Raw genomic sequence first — 18,437 nt, forward strand, 5'->3', positions numbered from 1 at the left:
GCTAGCCCCCGCGCAGGCGCTTCACACTGCGCTCCTGCCAGATGTTGATCACCAGCAGCAGTACCAGCGAAGCGGTCAGGACCACCGCCGCAATGGCACTGGCTGCCGGGAAGTCGTATTCCTCGAGTCTCACAAGAATCATCAGGCTGATCACCTCGCTGATATACGGCGAGTTGCCAGCGATGAAGATCACCGCTCCGTACTCGCCCAGGCTACGCGCGAAAGACAGCCCACCGCCGGTGACGATCGCCGGCCACAGACTGGGCAGCAGGATGCGCCGAAACACCGTCAGGTCCGAGGCGCCCAGGCTCATGGCCGCTTCCTCGTCCTCACCGGGCAGATCTTCGAGTACCGGCTGCACAGTCCGCACGACGAACGGCACACTGGTGAATGCCATGGCCACTATGATGCCAAGCGGGGTGTAGGCCACTTCGATGCCCACCCGAGCCAGGGCCTGACCGTACCAGCCGTTCTCGGCGAACAGCGCTGCCAGAGTGATGCCGGCCACCGCCGTGGGCAGGGCGAAGGGCAGATCCATGAGGGCATCCAGCAGACGTCGCCCCGGAAATGAATAGCGTACCAGTACCCAGGCCATCAGGACCCCGAACACGCAGTTGAATAGTGATGCTGCCAGCGCGGTCAGGACGGTGACCCGGAAGGCGGCCACCACCCGCGGGTCGCTGATCACGAACCAGAACGCCTCCCAGCCCATCCCGGCTGCTCGGATGAACAGACCGGTGATGGGCAGGAGGACGACAAGGCCGAGAAAAAACAGCGAGACGCCGAGGCTCAGACCAAACCCCGGCAGGACGCGCTTAGCGACGCTGGAGCTGATCGAGTCTGCCTCCGCTTGCAAAGATCTCCATCGCGTTGTCCCAGCTGCCCGCAATTTCCTCGACGCTCAGCAGTTCGACGTTAGGGAACCGGTCTGCGTTTTCCGCCTGGACGGTATCGTCGTGGACCCGGTAATTGAAGCCGGCCAGCAGACGCTGCGCCTCGGTGGAGTAGAGGTGCTCGAGATAGGCCCGCGCCAGATCCTCAGTGCCGTTGGCTTCAACGTTCGCATCGATCATCGTGACGGGGAATTCGGCACGGAAACTGACCTCGGGCACTACGACCTCGAAGCGCTGGTCGGGATGCAGAGTGGCGATGTTGTTGACCTCGGACTCGAAGGTAAGCAGCACATCACCCAGGCCACGCTCGACAAACGTGGTGGTTGAGCCACGCCCGCCCGAGTCGAATACCTGCACCCGCTCGAGCAGATCGCTCAGGAAGGCATCGATGCGCTCGGGATCGTCGCCGAAGCGCTGTTGGGCGTAGCCCATGGCGGCGAGGAAGGTGTAGCGCGCGTTCCCGGAGGTCTTGGGGTTGGGCATGATCAGGTCAACATCCTCGCGCACCAGATCATCCCAGTTGTCGATATCCTTCGGGTTACCCTCGCGGACCAGAAAGGCCATGGTCGAGTAGTAAGGCGAGCTGTTGTTGGGTAGCCGGTCAGCCCAGTCCGTCGGGATCAGACGGCCGCGCTCGGCGAGGATGTTGACGTCGGTGACCTGGTTGTAGGTCACAACATCCGCCTTGAGCCCCTGCAGGATCGCACGGGCCTGCTTGGACGAGCCGGCATGGGACTGGCGGATGGTGACGGTCTCGCCGGTCTGCTCCTTCCAGTGGGCCTTGAACAGGGTGTTGTAGTCGGCGAACAGCTCCCGGGCGATGTCGTAGGAGGAGTTCAGCAGCTCGCGGGTCTGCGCCGAGGCCGGTGCCGTAACGGCAATGGCCAGCGCGAGCGCGGTGATCAGGGATCTGGTCGTCTGGGTCATGGCGATGAATGCTCCGATTGTCGACGGTTCAATATGCACTTTTGAACTATGAAAAGTGTCTCGTTAGAACCGGAAGATAGTCGGACAGTCGCTCAGCCACAATGGATCGAGCAGACGGATTCGGACTCAGCTTACAACCCTGAGTTATAGGGTGATGGCCGTCAGCGTTTCTCGCCGGGCATCGGCGGGCGCTTCTCCGGCAGCAGACCCTGCGGCCGGCTGACCAAGATGATCTGCAGCAGGATGCCGATCAGGAACACGCGGAAGGCGCTTTCGCTGCCGATCAGCGCAGTGGGCACCAGCCCGGCGATCATCTCGGTGGACGACCAGATCAGCCACACCACCAGCGCCCCCAGCATGGCGCCCAGGTTGTTGCCACTGCCGCCGGCGATGAGCATCACCCAGACGAGGAAGGTGCCGTAGAGCGGCCGGAAGGCCTCGGGGCTGACGAAGCCGACGAAGTGGGCATACAGCCCGCCGCCGAGCGCCATCAGGCAGGAACCGGTGACGAATGCCTGCCGCCGGAATCGCGCGATGTCCTTGCCCGCGGCGGCCGTGGCCGGTTCATTATCGCGGATGGCCCGCAGGACCCGGCCCCAGGGCGAGCGCCGGGCGATTTCCACCAGCAGCCAGGTGACCGCGACGAACGCGGCGATGATCAACAGGTATCCGTTGTTGCCCAGACCGAAGGGTTTCTCGATGCCAGGGATACCGCGTGTGCCGTTGCTCAGCCAACCCTCGTTGACGAAGAACAGGCGGATGATCTCGGCGATGCCGATGGTGGCGATGGCCAGATAATCCGTACGCAGCCGTGCGGTGATGCGGGCCACCAGCCACGCCACCGGGATACAGGCGATCACCGACCCGACCAGTCCCACCCCAAACGGCAGATCAAAGCCACCGACGCGGCCCTCGGCCGGGGCGGTGGTCAGGATGGCCGTGGTATAGGCGCCCACGGCAAAGAAGCCGGCGATGCCGATGTTGAACTGCCCGGTCATGCCCCACTGCATGTTCAGGCCCAGCGCCATGATCGCGTAGATGCCGACCAGGCTCAGAAAAAACACCGCGTAGGCGCTCAGTCCCGCAATGTCCATCAGGCATTCCCCTTAATAATGCCCTGGGGCCGGAAGACCAGCGTGGCCACCATGATGGCGAACGCCACCGCCGGCTTATAGGCCCCGGGAATGACCAGTGTCGAGAGCTCCATCGCACAACCGATCACCAGGCCGCCCAGAATCGCCCCGTACGGTCGGCCGATCCCGCCAAGGATGGTGGCGGCAAAGATCGGCAGCAGCAGTGTCCAGCCCATGACCGGATGCAGGCGCGTGTCCATGCCCAGGAACACGCCCGCCGCGGCGGCTAGCGCGCCGCCGATGCCCCAGGTCCACATGATCACCCGGTTGGCGGGGATACCGGTCACCAGGGCCAGGTCCATGTTGTCGCTCATCGCCCGCATGGCCTTACCCATACGGGTGCGGCTGAGGAACAGGTGTACGATCAGCACCAGTCCCGCCGCCGCGGCGAAGATCAGCAGGTGATCGGGCTTGACGGTGAGCGGACCGAATCGCAGCGGCAGCTGGATGCCCGCCTCGTAGACCTGGTTACTGCCGCCCCAGACCATCTGGATGAAGGACCGCAGGACCAGCGCGGTGGCGAACGAGGCGATCAGCAGGATCACCGGCTGCACCCGGCGGATGCGGCGATAGACCACCTGGTCGATGAGGATCGCCAGCCCACCGGTCAGCAGCATCGCCACGGGCAGTGCCGCCAGCACCGGCAGGTTGAACACCGTCACCACGGTGAGTGCGAAGTACGCGCCAATCGCCATGAAATCGCCGTGGGCGAAATGCGCGAAGCGCAGCACGCCGAAGATCATGGTGGCCCCCACCGCGCCCAGTGCCAGAATGCTGCCGAGCAGGATGCCGTTGATGAGCAGCTGGATGATCTCGATCATGTGCGCCTATCCACCCAGAAACATTTCGGCGACTTCGGTGTTGGCGAGCAGGGCGGGCCCGGTGTCCTCGTAGCGGTTCTCGCCGGTGGCCAGCACATAGCCGCGATCGGCGGCCGCCAGGGCCTGACGGGCGTTCTGCTCGACCATGAGCACGCCGATGCCCAGCTGGTTGATGCCCCGGATGCGCTCGAACGTTTCGTCGATCAGCCGCGGCGACAGCCCGGCGGTGGGTTCATCGAGCATCAGCAGCGTCGGCTCGACCATCAGCGCCCGGCCCATGGCCACCATCTGGCGCTCGCCACCGGACATGACCCCCGCCTGCTGGTGGCGGCGCTCCTTGAGCCGGGGGAAGATCTCGAAGACCCGCTCCATGCGCGGGCCGTTGGGGCCGCGCAGCACATAGGCGCCCAGCTCGAGGTTTTCCACCACGCTCAGGGACGGGAACACGTTGGCCTCCTGGGGGACGTAGGCGATGCCGCGGCTGACCATGCGCTCGGCGGGGCGGTTGGTGATGGCCTCGCCGCGATAGCGCACCTGACCGCTGCGGATGGGCACCAGCCCGAACATCGCCTTCATGGCGGTGGACTTACCGGCACCGTTGGGTCCGATGATGACCACGATTTCGTCGGCCTCCACCCGCAGGTGCAGGTCGCGCAGGATGTCGACACCGCCGTAGCCGGCGTATAGCGCCTCGGCACTCAGCAGGCTCATGACGCGACCCCGCCGGCGTTGCCGCTGACGCCGGTGCCGAGATACGCCTCGCGGACCTGGGGATTACGGCGCAGCGTCGCCATGTCGCCCTCGGCGATCAGCTCGCCGTTGGCCATCACCATCACCGGGTCGCAGAGCCGTGCGATCAGGTCCATGTCATGCTCAATCACGCAGAAGGTATAGCCGCGCTCGCGGTTGAGCCGCTCGATGGCGTCGGCCAGCTTGCCGAGCAGCGTCCGGTTGACCCCGGCACCCGGCTCGTCGAGTAGCACCGCCTTGGCGTCGGTCATCATGGTGCGGCCCAGATCGAGGAGTTTTTTCTGTCCCCCCGAGAGATTGCCGGCCAGCTCGTTACGCAGGTGACCGATCTCAAGAAAGTCGAGCACCTCGTCGGCCTGGCGCAGGATGGCGCGGTCCTGCTCGATGACCCGCGGCCAGCGCAGCCAGCTGTGGATGAGGTTTTCGCCCTGCTGGCGGGCCGGCACCACCATCAGATTCTCGCGCACGGTCATGCGCGAGAACTCATGGGGGATCTGGAAGGTGCGCACCAGCCCCTGATGGAAGAGCTGATGGGTGGGCAGGCCGGTGATGTCCTCGCCGCGCAGGCGCACGACACCACTGTCCGGTGCCAGGGCGCCGGCAATGATGCTGAAAAGCGTCGATTTGCCGGCGCCATTGGGGCCGATCAGCCCCGTGACACTGCCCTCGGCGACCGTGAACGAAACCGACCGCACTGCCTGCAGGCCACCGAATGCCCGGGAGATCCGCTCGATTTCGATCATGGGGTGGCCCTGGGTTATTCCGCCGCTTCGCCGTCGTGGTCGCCGTCGTGGACGTGGCCATGCTCGAGCTCTTCGGCCGAGGCTTCGCGGACATCCGAGACCTTGACCTTGAAGTTGAGCGTCTGGCCGGCGAGGGGATGGTTGGCATCCACCGTGACGTTGTCGCCGCTGACCGCGGCCACGGTCACCACCTGGGTGCCGGACTGGGTCTGGGCCTGAAAGCGCATCCCGGCCTCGACGTTGTCGACGCCCTCGAACATGCTCTTGGGCACGTCCTGCTGGAGGCGGTCATCACGCTCGCCATAGGCCTCTTCCGGCGGAATGCTCACGTCGACATCCTCGCCAGCGGTCTTGCCCTCAAGGGCGTTCTCGAGCCCGGGGATGATGTTGCCGGCGCCATGCAGGTACTGCAGTGGCTGGCCTTCGGGGGAGGCGTCGAGCACCTCGCCCTCGGTGTCGCGCAGGGTATAGTCGATGGCAACCACCGCGTTCTTTTCGATCTGCATGGAATCCTCTGGATCTATTGAATTAAAGCGCTAGTGTAAACGCCCGCCAATCACCGGACAAACCTCGGCGGCTGGCCATTACGGCATGGGGGCGCTAGCCTTTCCGCCCTGTCCGACAACTCCCGGGAGGTAAGTCCTTGGCTGTCCCCACACCCGGCGCAACGCTTGCGCAGGCGAGTGATCATGCCCGCGGCCTGATGCTGGCCGGCGGTGCCGTGCTGCTGATCAGTTTTGATGCCCTGCTGGTGCGCTTGGCCGATGCGCCGCACTGGGATGTGGTGTTCTGGCGCGGCACGCTCATCGCCCTGACCCTGGCCGCCTGGATGCTGGTCAGTGGCCAGCGCCTGCACCTGCCGCCACGGCGGCGCGACCGCTGGCTGATCGGCCTGAGCGTGGTCATGCTCTCAGGCAACACCACGCTGTTCGTGCTGTCGGTGACCTATACGGCGGCGGCCAATACGGTGGTCATCCTGGCGGCGTCGCCGTTTTTCGCCGCCCTGTTCTCGGCGCTGTTCCTGCGCGAGCGGGTGCCATTGCGCACCTGGGTGGCCATCGCAGCGGCCATGGCCGGGGTGATCGTGGTGTTTGGCGGCGGCATGCGCGGCGGCACCGGTCTGGGGGACTTCTTTGCCATGACCCTGGCGGTGACGGTGGGGGCGCATCTGACCATCCTGCGCCGGTTTCCGGCGGTGCCGCGGCTGCCGCTCATCTGCCTGTCGGGCGTACTCGCCGCGCTCACCGCCGTCGCCTTCGCCAACCCGCTGGCCCTGAGTGCCGAGAGCTATGCGGTGATCGCGCTGATGGGGGTGGTGCAGATGCCGCTTGCCACCGTGATGCTGGCCGTGGCCACCCGTTACCTGCCCTCGCCCGAGGTCAGCCTGGCGCTGCTGGTCGAGACCGTGCTGGCGCCGATCTGGGTGTGGTGGGTGCTCGGTGAGGCGGTGCCGTCGCTGACCGCCGTGGGCGGCTCCGTGATTCTGTTGACCGTGGCGGTGCACGCCATGCTTGCCCTCAAAGAGGAGAAAACCTGATGGCGACGACGCCTGGCACCCCTGCGCCGGTGGCTGCGCGCCAGCCGGTAACCGACACCCGCCACGGCATCACCCGCGAGGATCCCTATGCCTGGCTGCGCGATCCGAACTGGCGCGAGGCGATGGTCGAGCCCGAGCGCCTGGACCCCGCGATCCGGGATTACCTGAGCGCGGAAAACGCCTATGCCGATTCGGTGATGGCGCCGCTTGAGGCGATCCGTACCGAGCTGGTCGCCGAGCTGCGCGGGCGCATCCGCGAGGATGATTCCAGTGTACCGGCCCCTGATGGCCGATGGGCCTACTACTCGCGCTACCGCGAGGGCGGTCAGCATGTGCTGCTGTGCCGCCGCCCGCGGGAGGGCGGCGATGAGCAGATCCTGCTCGACGGCGACGCGGAGGCCGAGGGCAGCGACTACTTTCAGTTGGGCGGCGCCGCGCACAGTCCCGATCACCGTTACCTGGCCTGGGCCGAGGATCGCGCCGGCGCCGAATCGTTCAGCCTGCGGGTGCGGGATCTGGCGACCGGCGAGGATCTGGCCGAGGTCATCCAGCCGGCGCGTGGCGACATCGCCTGGGCCAGTGACGGGCAGACGTTTCTCTACACCGTCATCGACGACGAGCATCGCCCGCGCTGGGTTTATCGGCATGTGCTGGGCACTCCGGCGGATGCCGACGAGGCGGTCTACACCGAGACCGATGCCGGCTTTTTCCTGGGCGTAGAGCGCACTGAAAGCGGCCGCTTCCTGATCATCGACAGTCACGATCACACCACCTCGGAGGTGCGCTGGCTGCCGGCCGACCGCCCGGCCGCCGAGCCGCAGCTGATCGCCCCGCGCGAGCGCGGCGTGGAGTATTCGGTGAGCGATCATGGCGATGAGTGGCTGATTCACACCAACGCCGACGGCGCCGAGGACTTCATGATCGCCCGTGCGCCGATCACCAGCACCGGCCGCGGTGACTGGACGCCGCTGGTCACGCACCGCCCCGGGCGGCTGATCGAGGGCATGCGCGTCTATGCCGACTGGCTGGTGCGCCAGGAGCTGGAGGATGCCGAGTCGCGGCTGGTGATCCGGGCCCTCGCGACTGGCGCGGAGCAGGTGCTCGATCAGCCCGACCCCTGCGTTGAAGTGGGCCTGATGGGCGGGCTTGAGTACCGTACTGACTGGCTGCGCTTTGGGGTGAGCGGCTTTGCCCGACCCGCCCAGGTGTTCGACTACAACATGCGCAGCGGCGAGCGCGTGCTGCGCAAGACCCAGGCAGTGCCCTCGGGGCATGATCCGGCGGCCTACGTCTCACGCCGGCTGATGGCGACGGCACCGGATGGCGAGCGGGTGCCGATCTCGCTGTTCCACCGCCGCGACCTGCAGCCCGACGCCGACACGCCGCTGCTGCTCTACGGCTATGGCGCCTATGGCATCAGTGATCTGCCCGGCTTCAGTCCCAATCGGCTGTCACTGGTGGATCGCGGCTTCGTCTATGCCATTGCCCACGTCCGCGGGGGCAAGGAGCGCGGTTATCGCTGGTACCGCCAGGGGCGGCTGTCCGAGAAGGCCAATACCTTCAGCGATTACATCGCCTGCGCCGAGGCACTGATCGAGGCGGGCTACACCGGCACCGGGCGGATCGCGGCCCATGGCGGGAGTGCCGGCGGCATGCTGGTGGGGGCGGTGCTCAATCAGCGCCCCGAGCTGTTCCAGGCGGCGGTGGCGGACGTGCCGTTCGTCGACGTGCTCAATACCATGCTCGATCCCGACCTGCCGCTGACACCGCCGGAGTGGCCGGAGTGGGGTAACCCGATCGACAGTGCCCGCGCCTATGCCGATATCGCCGCCTATTCGCCCTACGACAACATCGCGCCGCGGGCCTACCCGGATCTGCTGGTGACCGCCGGGGTGTCGGATCCGCGGGTGACTTACTGGGAGCCGGCCAAGTGGGTGGCCCGGCTGCGCAGCGAAGGCCGGCCCGCCGGGACGGTGCTGCTGCACACCCACATGAGCGCCGGCCACGGCGGGCCGGGCGGGCGTTTCCAGTACCTCGAGGAGGTCGCCTACCGCTACGCCTTTCTGCTGTGGAGCTACCAGATCATATCGTCGGGGACCGGGAAGTCGGCGTAGGCATCGTCCTCATCGTCGCCACCACTGTGCTCGGCGGTCCAGGCGATCAGAAACGGCGCCCGGGCATGGACGAACTCGACGATGTCCGCCGGGATCAGCCGGTAGCGCCCCCGGGTGCGGGCGATGGCGAGCCGTCCGGCCGCCAGATCGCGGCGCTGGGCGGCACTGACGTGGATCGGGCGGATGCGCCCGTTGTGGCTGAACTGAAAACGCTCATCGCCGTCGTGGCGGATCTGCGTGTCGAGGACCTTCTGCCGCGCCGCCTGTTCGGCCTCGTGCTGGCGCCGCTCTTCCTGGCGGCGGGCATTGAGGGTGCGGTCGCGGGCACGACGGTCGGCCTCGCGCTGGGCGGCGGCGTCGCTGGCGGCGGCCTGTTCGGCATCGGTTTCGCCGCGACGGCGCTTTTTGCGTTTGCTGCTGCGGGTCTTCTTGACCGACTGTTCGTCGACCAGACCCGACTTGAGCAGCTGATCGCGCAGGCTGTCACTCATGTGCCCTGGACCCTTCAGTAGGCTTCGTCGAGAACCCGCTCACGGAGCTGTTCATATTCATTCTGATTGATCAGACCCCGATCGCGCAGCGCCTCGAGCTCTTCAAGCCGGCCGGCCAGCGAATCGGTGGCCGGGGCTGACGCCGCGCTGCCGCCGACCTGACCGCTGGTGCCGCCGGTGTCGCGCCGATAGGCGGTGCCGCTCAGCTGCAGCTGGGACTCGTCGCAGATGCCGCGATTGTAGAACGGCCCGGCGCCGACGATGCGCAGGTAGTCGGCATTGCCCGCGGCGGCCTCGTCGCGGAGTTTTCGCACGATGGTCTCGAGGCCGGCGTCACGCTGCGAGGCGATATTGCAGTTGACGCGCGCGTAGCGGGTGAACTGATCCACCTGACGGAATTCGTTGCCCGGCGCGTCGGTGCTGACCGTCAGCTCGGGCGTGCTGACGCGGCTGATGAACCCGTCGGCCGCCGACGGGGCCTCGGCTTCGGCGCGGGCGGCATCCGCCGGATCGCCGTCGCTGATGCCCGGCAGCATGCTGCAGGCGCCAAGGCCGAGGCAGGCCGCGAGAATGGGCAGGGACTTGGGAAAAACCATGATCGGACTCCGATGACAACGGGATCTATAACCCGTGAGTATTGCCGATGGGGGCGGGGCTTGGCCAGCCCGATACTTGGCCAGCCCGATACTGGCCAAAATGGGACTGCGGGGGTACGATTTCGGGATCGGGCCGCAGCGGCCCCCGTCCTTGAAACCGCAAAAGGAGATCCAAATGGCCTTTACGCTACCGGATTTGCCCTACGACTATGATGCATTGGACCGCTCCATCGATGCGCGCACCATGGAGATCCATCACACCAAGCATCACAACACCTACGTCACCAAACTCAACGCCGCGGTGGAGGGGACCGAGCACGCCGATAAGCCGCTCGAGTCGCTGCTGACCGGTGTCTCGGCCCTGCCGACGGCGGTGCGCAATAACGGCGGCGGGCACTACAACCATTCGCTGTTCTGGAAGATGCTCTCGCCCAACGGGGGCGGCGCGCCCAATGGCGCGGTGGCCGATGCCATCAACGCGGCGTTCGGCTCGTTCGAGACCTTCCGCGAGACGTTCACCAACGCCGCACTGGGCCGGTTCGGCTCGGGCTGGGCGTGGCTGATCCACACGCCGGAGGGCCTCAAGGTCACCTCGACGCCCAATCAGGACAACCCGCTGATGGACGTCGCCGAGCAGCCGGGCCACCCGGTGCTGGGCATTGATGTCTGGGAGCACGCCTATTACCTGCGCTACCAGAACCGTCGCCCGGATTATGTCGAGGCGTTCTGGGACGTGGTGAACTGGGACGAGGTCAACCGCCTGCTGGCGGACGCGGGCTGAACCGCGCCAGATCCCGGTCCATGGCGCCCGCCAGCGGCAGCTGCGCATCATGGGGATGCAGCCCGATGCGCAGCCCCGCCGCCGGCGCGCGGCGTCGGTTGACGGCGTTGCTCACCTGCAGCGCCGCCTTCTGCAGGCGGTTGCCCGCCTCGTAGCCAAGCAGCGCCCGATAGCGCCAGCGCCCGTCGGCGCGTGAATGAATCCCCCGCAATGTCTCCACCAGGCTGAACGGCTGCTCGTCGAGGCGTCGCAGCGGCAGGGCGCCGAGCGCCCAGGCCGGCGGCACATAAAGCCCGTCGGGGGTCAGGTCATGCCGGCCAAACCAGGCGTGACAGCGCCGCATCAGCGCGAGGATGCCTTCGGCGTCCAGGCTCAGGTGCTCGGCCACCCGGCGCGAGATGAGCGCGCTGTGGACACGGTGCCCAATCCCACCGAAACCATCGATGGCGTGGCGCCAGCCGTGGCCGGCCAGCGGGTGGCCGTCGGCCTGCCAGCGCTGCAGCTGGCTGATACCGGCGCGGTCCCAGTCGCGTCCGGGCACCACCAGCAGCGTGGGGGGCGGCCAGCCATGGCGCCGGCAGCGGTCGATCAGGGCCGTCACCGGGGTCAGGGTGTCGGGCATGACATCGTGAATGCTCAGGCAGACGGCGGGGTGGTTCATGGCCGGATCAGCGCCTGCCATTCATCCAGACAGCGCCGGGTCATGGCGACCGCCTGGGCCCGGGCCGTCGCGGCACAGTCGGCAAGGGCCGCCGGGGGTTCGCTGAAAAGCCGCTCCAGGGCCTGTTCGACCGTCTCGTCGTCGGCCATCACCCGCAGACCCGGGGCAAACTCCGGCCAGTCGGCAATTCCGCAGCCCGGCGAGACCAGCGTCACCCGCCCGCGGGCCATGGCTTCGAGGGCGACCGTGCCGAACGCCTCGACCTGAGAGGGCAGGACCAGCAGGTCGCTGGCGTCCAGTGCGCTGAGCAGGGCGCCGCGATCCAGCCAGCCCAGGTACTCGAGGTTGTCGAGCCGCGCAGCGGCCGCCTCGACGGTGCCGCGCTGCGGGCCGTCGCCGGCGATGCGCACCGTGCATCCCGGGTGGGCCGCGGCGGCGTCAATCACCGATTCGACGCGTTTTTCCGCCGCCAGCCGGCCGACGAACAGTATCCGCCGTGGCGGGGTTTCGAGCGCTGCCACGGGTGTGTCGAGAAACGCCCGGGGGACCGGGGTATGGACGCGGACCGCGTGATGGGCGCCCTTGTCGCGGGCCAGCTGGTGCATGTGCGCCGAGTTGCTGACCACCACCGCGGCGCGCCGGAAGACCACCGCGTTGACCCGCGCCATCAGCGCGCGGTTCAGCCAGCCCCGCAGTCGGCCCCAGTAAAGGGTGGCCAGCGCCTCGTAGTCGGTGTGCAGGCCAAAGATGAGCCGCGCGCCCAGGCGTCGCGCCATCAGGGCGGCGAGTACGCCGTAGGGCCCGGGCGTGGCTACGATCAGCGTGTCCGGCCGCCAGGCCTCGAGGCTGCGCCAGAACGCGCGTGGCGCCGGCACTGCGATGCGCTGGGTGGCATCGCCGGGCAGGCCGGTCTCGAACCAGTGGCGGCGGGGATGCGCCGGGTCGCCGGCGGCGATCAGGGCGATGTCACCGACGCTGTCGCGCAGATGTTCGATGAGATCGCTGTAGTAAGTGCCCACGCCATTGCGCTGGGGCGCGGCGTCCGAGACCACCAGTACCCGCGGGCGAGGATCCATCGGCGTCGCCTCGTCGGCCTTGAGCGGTCGGGTGGCGGTAAAGTCGAAGGCCGCACGGATGTCGGCGAAGCGCTCGGCGATGGTGTCGGCGTCCAGGTCATGGTCGCCCAGGGCGTGACGGTGCCCCGAGCGATGCTGGCGCGCCCGTGCATCGAGGGTCTCGAGATGCCCGGCAAAGGCCGGGTCCAGGGGCAGCTCGAGGGCGGCATAGGTCTCGCGCAGGGTGGCGGCCAGGCCCTGGCGCTGGGCGGGCAGCGGGATCAGCACGGCGCGACCGGCGGCGCGTCGGGGCAGCACCGAGAGCAGTTCGGTATAGCCGAAATGCAGCTGCCGGAGCATGCGCCGGGCGAGGGCGCCGCGGTGGATGCGGCCATGCAGTGCCTCCAGCCCCGGGGCAAGGCTTGAGAGCTGCGACGAGACGACCTCGGCGGGATCGCGCAGGCAGGCGATGAAGCGTGCATCCGGGAAGGCGGTCTGCAGCGTCGCCACCAGGGTCGCGTGGCTGGCGTTCTTGGCCAGATAGGTGCGTTGGCCGCCATGAAAGAACAGGTGGCGCTGGATGTTGCGCCGGTAGTGGCGCATCAGGCGGCGTTTTTCGGCCTCGGTGAGTGCGGCGTCGCCACGGCCCAGGCGCCACAGTCGGCGGCTGTCGGGAAACGCCACCACCAGGATGAACGCCGACAGCCACGGCAGCAGGCTGAGATAGTCCTCCTCGGGCGCGCGGGCCGTGATGGGGTGGGCATCGGTGAGCGGGGCCAGAAAGCGACGGTTGAGGGTGCCGGCCAGGCGTTGCAGCGGCCGCCCCAGACATCGGTCGAGGCGTGCCAGTCCGTGCCAGGCGTAGCGGTGGCTGATGGCCGGGGCGAGCAGACATTCCCAGGTCTGCTGGGTGGTGAAGCGGGAATCGTGGGCAAGCGCTTCATGCAGCGCCGTGGTGCCGCTGCGTGGCACCCCCAGAATGAAAACCGGACGCCGGACGGGCTGGCGCCGGTAGCGTCGGAAGAGCACTTCGTCGAGGCCCAGGCCCAGGGCGTAGTAGGCGAGGGCGAAGGGCAGGCCTCCTCCCAGCAACAGGGTGACCGCCCAGCGCCGCGGCCCGTTGCGCAACACGCCGTCGCGAACGGGGATCAGGCCCGACCCGATCAGCCCGAGCCAGTCGGTGATGACGCGGATCACTCAGTGCCGCCGGACGCGATCATCCTTGCCGAAGTGGTGCGCCAGACTGCGGTCCAGCTTGCCGGCGGCCTGGTGGGCGGCGGTGTAGGCATCCTCGGCGACGGCTTCGGCCACCAGCGGGTCGCGGCCACGCGGGTGGGCTTCGAGCAGGCAGTGCACATCATCGGCGCCGCCCTTGCCGGCGTTGTCGTCCTTGAAGTGCACCTCGATGCGCGTCAGGCGCTCGCCGTGCTTGCGCTCAACCGGCTCGAGCTTGTGCTGGACGTGGTCGCGGAGGGCATCCGAGAGATGCACCCCGTCGCCCGGGTTGATGATCAGTTCCATTGGAATCAGACCCTCCTCGTGCGTGAATGACAGGCCGGCCTCAGGGCCGGTTCTCGCGCAGCGTGTCGAGTGACGCACTGAAGCCAAGCAGCGACAGCGGGATCTCGACCTCGCGGTTCTGCGGATCGGCGATGGTCAGGGTGGCGCGCTCGCCGGCGCGCATGCGGCTGAGCAGGTCATCGCCGAGTTCGATGCTCGTGCGGCAGCCGGCCTGCAGGCAGATCTGCACCGCAAACCGCTCGGCCTCGCCGCCGTCAATACTCAGCGCGACGCCCGGCGGCAGCAGCATGCCCAGGGGCAGGTTGAACAGGGCCACCGGCCGGTCGGAATCCGGCGGGAAGCCGATCACCGCCTCGAGGACGGTCTGGTCGTTTTGCTGCTCGCTCACCTGCTGGTACATCTCGCAGAACTCGCCGGCGCCGAAGGCGTCTTCCGGGGCCGGCTGGCAGCGCACGATCCAGTCCTGATTGCGCTCACGGACCTCGGCCTGGGGCCGCTCCGCCTGTGGCTCGAGGGCGGAATCGGTCCCCTCGCTCTGGGCCCCTGCGGTGCCGGCGGTAAGCACCAGCAGCATCAGGCTGGACAGGGTGGCAAACAGGGCCGCGCGGGCAGTCACTCGGTTCATGATGTCTCTCGATTGCCTTTGAGTGCCCCCAGTCTGCCGGACTGGGGCGTGCATGCAAATCAGCCCTCGTCCGGCTCGTAGCCGAGGTTGGGGGCGAGCCAGCGCTCGACCTCGGTGACCGGCATGTCCTTGCGCCGGGCATAGTCCTCGACCTGGTCGCGATAGATGCGCCCGACGCCGAAGTAGCGGCTGTCCGGATGGCCGAAATACCAGCCCGATACCGCGGCGGTGGGGAACATGGCGCGGCTTTCGGTCAGGCGCAGGCCGATCCGGTTCTCAACATCCAGCAGCGACCAGAGCCGGTCCTTTTCAGTGTGGTCGGGGCAGGCGGGATACCCCGGCGCGGGCCGGATGCCGCGATACTTCTCGGCGATGAGCGCGGCGTTGTCGAGGCTTTCGTCGGGCTGATAGCCCCAGAACTCGCGGCGTACCCGCTGGTGCAGCATCTCGGTAAAGGCCTCGGCCAGCCGGTCGGCGAGGGCCTTGACCATGATCGAGTTGTAATCGTCGTGGTCGGCCTCGAACCGGGCCACCGGTGCGTCGATGCCCAGTCCCGTGGTCACTGCAAAGGCCCCCATCCAGTCGGCGTGACCGGTCTCGCGCGGGGCGACGTAATCGGCCAGTGACTGGTTGGGTCGGCCGTCGGGCTTTTCATTCTGCTGGCGCAGATGATGCAACGTGGTCAGCACCTCGGTGCGGTCCTCGCCGGTGTAGAGCTCGGTGTCATCGCCGACGGCGTTGGCGGGGAACAGACCGAACACGCCCCGGGCGGTGAGCCACTTTTCGGCCACCAGCTGCTCGAGCATGGCGACGGCGTCGGCATGCAGCTTGCGCGCCTCCTCGCCGACGATCTCGTCGTCGAGGATCTTCGGGTACGAGCCGGCCAGTTCCCAGGCATGGAAAAACGGCGTCCAGTCGATGTAGTCCACCAGTTCATCGAGGGCGGGCTCGATTTCGTGGATGCCGGGCGCGACGGGCTGCACCGGGGTATAGGCCTGCCAGTCGATGGGCGTGCGATTGGCGCGGGCGGTCTCGATGTCCAGCCACTTATGGCGCCGCTGCCGGCCCTCGTGCTGTTTGCGCACGCGTTCGTATTCCTCGCGCAGGTCGGCGGCAAAGGCCTCGTAGCGGGTCTCGCTGACCAGGTTGCTGGCGACTCCGACGGCACGCGAGGCGTCCTTGACGTAGATGACGTCCTGGTCATACCGCGGGTCGATCTTGACCGCGGTGTGCACCCGCGAGGTGGTGGCGCCGCCGATCAGCAGGGGAGTGGACATGCCCCGGCGCTGCATCTCCTTGGCGACGTTGACCATCTCATCCAGCGACGGCGTGATCAGCCCGGACAGGCCGATGACATCGGCGTTGTGCTCGACGGCGGCATCCAGGATCCGCTCGGCGGGCACCATCACGCCCAGGTCGGTGACCTCGAAGTTGTTGCACTGCAGGACCACGCCGACGATGTTCTTGCCGATGTCGTGGACATCGCCCTTCACCGTGGCCAGCAGGATGCGCCCGGCGGGCTCGTCGTCGCCGCCACCATTCGCGGCCTTTTCCTCTTCGATGTAGGGCAGCAGATAGGCGACGGCCTTTTTCATGACCCGCGCCGACTTCACCACCTGGGGCAGGAACATCTTGCCCTCGCCGAACAGGTCGCCGACCACGTTCATGCCGTCCATCAGCGGGCCTTCGATGACCTCGATGGGGCGGTTGAACTGCTGGCGCGCCTCCTCGACGTCGTCATCGGTGTAATCGGCGATGCCCTTGACCAGCGCGTGCTCCAGGCGCTTGGCCACGGGCTGCTCGCGCCAGGCCAGATCCTCTTCCTTTTTCCGGCCGCCCTGGCCCTTGTAGCGCTCGGCCAGATCCAGCAGCCGCTCGGTGGCATCGTCACGCCGCGCCAGCACCACGTCTTCGACATGGTCGCGCAGCTCGGGGTCGATGTCGTCGTAGACTTCGAGCTGGCCGGCGTTGACGATCGCCATGTCCAGCCCGGCGCGGATCGAGTGGTAGAGGAACACCGAGTGCATGGCCTCGCGCACGGCGTTGTTGCCGCGGAATGAGAACGACAGGTTCGACAGCCCGCCGCTGACCTTGGCGTGGGGCAGGTTGTTCTTGATCCAGCGCGTCGCCTCGATGAAGTCCACGGCGTAGCGGTCGTGCTCGGCGATGCCCGTGGCCACCGGGAAGATATTCGGGTCAAAGATGATGTCTTCGGCCGGAAAACCGATCCGCCCGGTGAGCAGTTCATAGGCGCGCTGGCAGATCTGGATGCGCCGCTCGTAGGTGTCGGCCTGGCCCTGCTCGTCGAAGGCCATCACCACCACGGCAGCGCCATGGCGTTTGAGATCGGTGGCCTGGGCGAGGAACGGGGCCTCGCCTTCCTTGAGCGAGATCGAGTTGACCACGGACTTGCCCTGGATCCACTTGAGCCCGGCGATCATGGCGTCCCATTTGGAGGAGTCGACCATGATCGGCACCCGGGCGATCTCCGGCTCGGTGGCGATCAGCTTGAGGTAGCTCTCCATCGCCTCGGTGGCGTCGAGCATGCCCTCGTCCATGTTGACGTCGATGATCTGGGCGCCGCCGTCGACCTGGTCGCGTGCCACCTCGAGCGCGGTGTCGTAATCGCCTTCCATGATCAGGCGCTTGAAGCGTGCCGAGCCGGTCACGTTGGTGCGCTCGCCGATGTTCACGAACAGCGCGTCGTCGCCGATGTTGCAGGGTTCGAGCCCGGACAGGCGCATGGCCGGTTCGGGCGAGGGCACGGGCCGTGGCGGGATGCCGTCGACGGCCCGCGCCAGGGCGCGGATGTGCTCGGGCGTGGTCCCGCAGCAGCCGCCGATGATGTTGACGAAGCCGCTCTCGGCGAACTCCTTCATGATCCCGGCCATGAACTCCGCGGAGTGGTCGTACTCGCCGAATTCGTTGGGCAGCCCGGCGTTCGGGTAGATGGTCACGAACGTGTCGGCGACGCGGCTGATTTCCTGGACGAACGGGCGCATCAGATCGGCGCCCAGCGCGCAGTTGAGCCCTACCGTGAAGGGCTGGGCGTGGCGCACCGAGTTCCAGAATGCCTCGGTGGTCTGGCCCGACAGGGTGCGCCCGGAGGCGTCGGTGATGGTGCCCGAGATCATCACCGGCCAGCGCTCGCCCCGCTCGGCGAACAGCGCCTCGAGGGCGTAGATCACGGCCTTGGCGTTGAGGGTGTCGAAGATCGTCTCGATGAGCAGCAGATCGGCGCCGCCCTCGATCAGGCCCTCCGCGGCCTCGCGGTAGGCGACGGTGAGCTCGTCGAAGGTGACGTTGCGCTTGCCCGGGTCGTTGACGTCGGGCGAGATCGAGGCGGTGCGGTTGGTCGGGCCGATGGCGCCGGCCACCAGGCGCGGTCGATCCGGGGTTCGGGCCTCGGCTTCATCGCAGGCCCGGCGGGCGATCCGCGCCGCCTCGACATTGATCTCGCGGGCGAGGTGCTCGAGCCCGTAGTCGGCCTGGGCGATGGTGGTGGCCGAGAAGGTGTTGGTCTCGACGATATCCGAACCGGCCGCCAGGTTATCGCGGTGGATCTGCTCGATGATATCCGGGCGGGTCAGCACGAGCAGATCGTTATTGCCGTTCAGGTCCCGGGGATGGTCGGCGAACCGTTCGCCCCTGAAGTCGGGTTCGGCCAGTTCGCAGGCCTGGATCATGGTGCCCATGGCACAGTCGAGCAGGTGGATGCGCTGGTTGAGCGCTTCCCGCAGTCGCTGGACGCGATCCGCCATCAAGTCGTCTCCGCATAGAGGGGTTGAC

The 18,437-nt window shown here is 67.4% G+C and carries 17 protein-coding genes; 3 read left to right on the top strand and 14 right to left on the bottom strand.

All coding sequences use genetic code 11. The annotated features are described in order from the left end of the window. Position 1 precedes the first annotated feature (1 nt). The 7 genes from cysT to BBH56_RS01410 form a co-directional block, all read right to left on the bottom strand. Complete coding sequence (gene cysT / locus BBH56_RS01380) at positions 2-856, bottom strand: sulfate ABC transporter permease subunit CysT (protein WP_148121689.1); 855 nt, start codon at positions 854-856, stop codon at positions 2-4. Further along, entirely contained in the window at positions 816-1,820 is a 1,005-nt protein-coding gene (cysP, locus tag BBH56_RS01385; RefSeq protein ID WP_148121690.1) for a thiosulfate ABC transporter substrate-binding protein CysP, read from the bottom strand. Before cysP ends, cysT begins: the two co-directional genes overlap by 41 nt. A gap of 161 nt (positions 1,821-1,981) precedes the next feature. Next, complete coding sequence (locus BBH56_RS01390; protein ID WP_110882532.1) at positions 1,982-2,914, bottom strand: branched-chain amino acid ABC transporter permease; 933 nt, start codon at positions 2,912-2,914, stop codon at positions 1,982-1,984. Continuing rightward, positions 2,914-3,774 carry a branched-chain amino acid ABC transporter permease gene (locus BBH56_RS01395; RefSeq protein ID WP_110882533.1) on the bottom strand — a complete coding sequence of 287 codons (861 nt, stop codon included), beginning with the start codon at positions 3,772-3,774 and terminating at the stop codon, positions 2,914-2,916. The genes BBH56_RS01390 and BBH56_RS01395 overlap by 1 nt, the downstream gene beginning before the upstream one ends. Before the next feature lie 6 nt (positions 3,775-3,780). Next, positions 3,781-4,485 carry an ABC transporter ATP-binding protein gene (locus tag BBH56_RS01400; RefSeq protein ID WP_144347828.1) on the bottom strand — a complete coding sequence of 235 codons (705 nt, stop codon included), beginning with the start codon at positions 4,483-4,485 and terminating at the stop codon, positions 3,781-3,783. Beyond that, positions 4,482-5,267, bottom strand: a complete 786-nt coding sequence (locus tag BBH56_RS01405; RefSeq protein WP_148121691.1) for an ABC transporter ATP-binding protein — start codon at positions 5,265-5,267, stop codon at positions 4,482-4,484. Before BBH56_RS01405 ends, BBH56_RS01400 begins: the two co-directional genes overlap by 4 nt. A 14-nt stretch (positions 5,268-5,281) precedes the next feature. Beyond that, positions 5,282-5,773: an FKBP-type peptidyl-prolyl cis-trans isomerase gene (locus BBH56_RS01410; RefSeq protein WP_110882536.1), complete on the bottom strand. Its 492-nt coding sequence runs from the start codon at positions 5,771-5,773 to the stop codon at positions 5,282-5,284. 137 nt (positions 5,774-5,910) lie between these two features. Here BBH56_RS01410 and BBH56_RS01415 point away from each other — a divergent pair, with 137 nt between their 5' ends. After that, entirely contained in the window at positions 5,911-6,804 is an 894-nt protein-coding gene (locus tag BBH56_RS01415) for a DMT family transporter (RefSeq protein WP_235011935.1), read from the top strand. Continuing rightward, entirely contained in the window at positions 6,804-8,918 is a 2,115-nt protein-coding gene (locus tag BBH56_RS01420; protein ID WP_148121692.1) for a S9 family peptidase, read from the top strand. Before BBH56_RS01415 ends, BBH56_RS01420 begins: the two co-directional genes overlap by 1 nt. Here the strand turns inward: BBH56_RS01420 and BBH56_RS01425 are convergent. Together BBH56_RS01425 and BBH56_RS01430 are read right to left on the bottom strand one after the other, a co-directional pair. Next, positions 8,879-9,409, bottom strand: a complete 531-nt coding sequence (locus BBH56_RS01425; RefSeq protein WP_148121693.1) for a DUF2058 family protein — start codon at positions 9,407-9,409, stop codon at positions 8,879-8,881. The genes BBH56_RS01420 and BBH56_RS01425 overlap by 40 nt on opposite strands. Positions 9,410-9,423: 14 nt before the next feature. Beyond that, positions 9,424-10,005 carry an SHOCT domain-containing protein gene (locus BBH56_RS01430; RefSeq protein ID WP_110882540.1) on the bottom strand — a complete coding sequence of 194 codons (582 nt, stop codon included), beginning with the start codon at positions 10,003-10,005 and terminating at the stop codon, positions 9,424-9,426. Positions 10,006-10,180: 175 nt separating this feature from the next. Between BBH56_RS01430 and BBH56_RS01435 the strand changes: the two genes are divergently transcribed. Continuing rightward, positions 10,181-10,786 carry a superoxide dismutase gene (locus BBH56_RS01435; protein WP_148121694.1) on the top strand — a complete coding sequence of 202 codons (606 nt, stop codon included), beginning with the start codon at positions 10,181-10,183 and terminating at the stop codon, positions 10,784-10,786. Here BBH56_RS01435 and BBH56_RS01440 read toward each other — a convergent pair. The 5 genes from BBH56_RS01440 to metH are packed head-to-tail and all read right to left on the bottom strand — an operon-like array spanning position 10,758 to position 18,409. Next, complete coding sequence (locus BBH56_RS01440; protein WP_157809044.1) at positions 10,758-11,447, bottom strand: DUF2334 domain-containing protein; 690 nt, start codon at positions 11,445-11,447, stop codon at positions 10,758-10,760. The two genes, BBH56_RS01435 and BBH56_RS01440, sit on opposite strands and share 29 nt — an antisense overlap. Next, on the bottom strand, positions 11,444-13,699 hold the full coding sequence (locus tag BBH56_RS01445; RefSeq protein WP_148121696.1) for a glycosyltransferase: 2,256 nt from the start codon (positions 13,697-13,699) through the stop codon (positions 11,444-11,446). Before BBH56_RS01445 ends, BBH56_RS01440 begins: the two co-directional genes overlap by 4 nt. Beyond that, entirely contained in the window at positions 13,700-14,023 is a 324-nt protein-coding gene (locus BBH56_RS01450) for an HPF/RaiA family ribosome-associated protein (RefSeq protein WP_110882544.1), read from the bottom strand. Positions 14,024-14,063: 40 nt separating this feature from the next. Further along, complete coding sequence (locus BBH56_RS01455) at positions 14,064-14,648, bottom strand: invasion associated locus B family protein (RefSeq protein WP_157809045.1); 585 nt, start codon at positions 14,646-14,648, stop codon at positions 14,064-14,066. 59 nt (positions 14,649-14,707) lie between these two features. Further along, positions 14,708-18,409, bottom strand: a complete 3,702-nt coding sequence (metH, locus tag BBH56_RS01460) for a methionine synthase (RefSeq protein WP_148121698.1) — start codon at positions 18,407-18,409, stop codon at positions 14,708-14,710. Positions 18,410-18,437 lie beyond the last annotated feature (28 nt).

Source organism: Spiribacter roseus, from assembly GCF_002813635.1.
GTDB lineage: Bacteria > Pseudomonadota > Gammaproteobacteria > Nitrococcales > Nitrococcaceae > Spiribacter > Spiribacter roseus.

What these genes read in the sequence shown, in the direction of transcription:
- cysP (WP_148121690.1), bottom strand. Translation starts at nt 1,820, where the DNA reads ATGACCCAGACGACCAGATCCCTGATCACCGCGCTCGCGCTGGCCATT.
- BBH56_RS01390 (WP_110882532.1), bottom strand. Translation starts at nt 2,914, where the DNA reads ATGGACATTGCGGGACTGAGCGCCTACGCGGTGTTTTTTCTGAGCCTG.
- BBH56_RS01395 (WP_110882533.1), bottom strand. Translation starts at nt 3,774, where the DNA reads ATGATCGAGATCATCCAGCTGCTCATCAACGGCATCCTGCTCGGCAGC.
- BBH56_RS01400 (WP_144347828.1), bottom strand. Translation starts at nt 4,485, where the DNA reads ATGAGCCTGCTGAGTGCCGAGGCGCTATACGCCGGCTACGGCGGTGTC.
- BBH56_RS01405 (WP_148121691.1), bottom strand. Translation starts at nt 5,267, where the DNA reads ATGATCGAAATCGAGCGGATCTCCCGGGCATTCGGTGGCCTGCAGGCA.
- BBH56_RS01410 (WP_110882536.1), bottom strand. Translation starts at nt 5,773, where the DNA reads ATGCAGATCGAAAAGAACGCGGTGGTTGCCATCGACTATACCCTGCGC.
- BBH56_RS01420 (WP_148121692.1), top strand. Translation starts at nt 6,804, where the DNA reads ATGGCGACGACGCCTGGCACCCCTGCGCCGGTGGCTGCGCGCCAGCCG.
- BBH56_RS01425 (WP_148121693.1), bottom strand. Translation starts at nt 9,409, where the DNA reads ATGAGTGACAGCCTGCGCGATCAGCTGCTCAAGTCGGGTCTGGTCGAC.
- BBH56_RS01430 (WP_110882540.1), bottom strand. Translation starts at nt 10,005, where the DNA reads ATGGTTTTTCCCAAGTCCCTGCCCATTCTCGCGGCCTGCCTCGGCCTT.
- BBH56_RS01435 (WP_148121694.1), top strand. Translation starts at nt 10,181, where the DNA reads ATGGCCTTTACGCTACCGGATTTGCCCTACGACTATGATGCATTGGAC.
- BBH56_RS01440 (WP_157809044.1), bottom strand. Translation starts at nt 11,447, where the DNA reads ATGAACCACCCCGCCGTCTGCCTGAGCATTCACGATGTCATGCCCGAC.
- BBH56_RS01450 (WP_110882544.1), bottom strand. Translation starts at nt 14,023, where the DNA reads ATGGAACTGATCATCAACCCGGGCGACGGGGTGCATCTCTCGGATGCC.
- BBH56_RS01455 (WP_157809045.1), bottom strand. Translation starts at nt 14,648, where the DNA reads ATGAACCGAGTGACTGCCCGCGCGGCCCTGTTTGCCACCCTGTCCAGC.
- metH (WP_148121698.1), bottom strand. Translation starts at nt 18,409, where the DNA reads ATGGCGGATCGCGTCCAGCGACTGCGGGAAGCGCTCAACCAGCGCATC.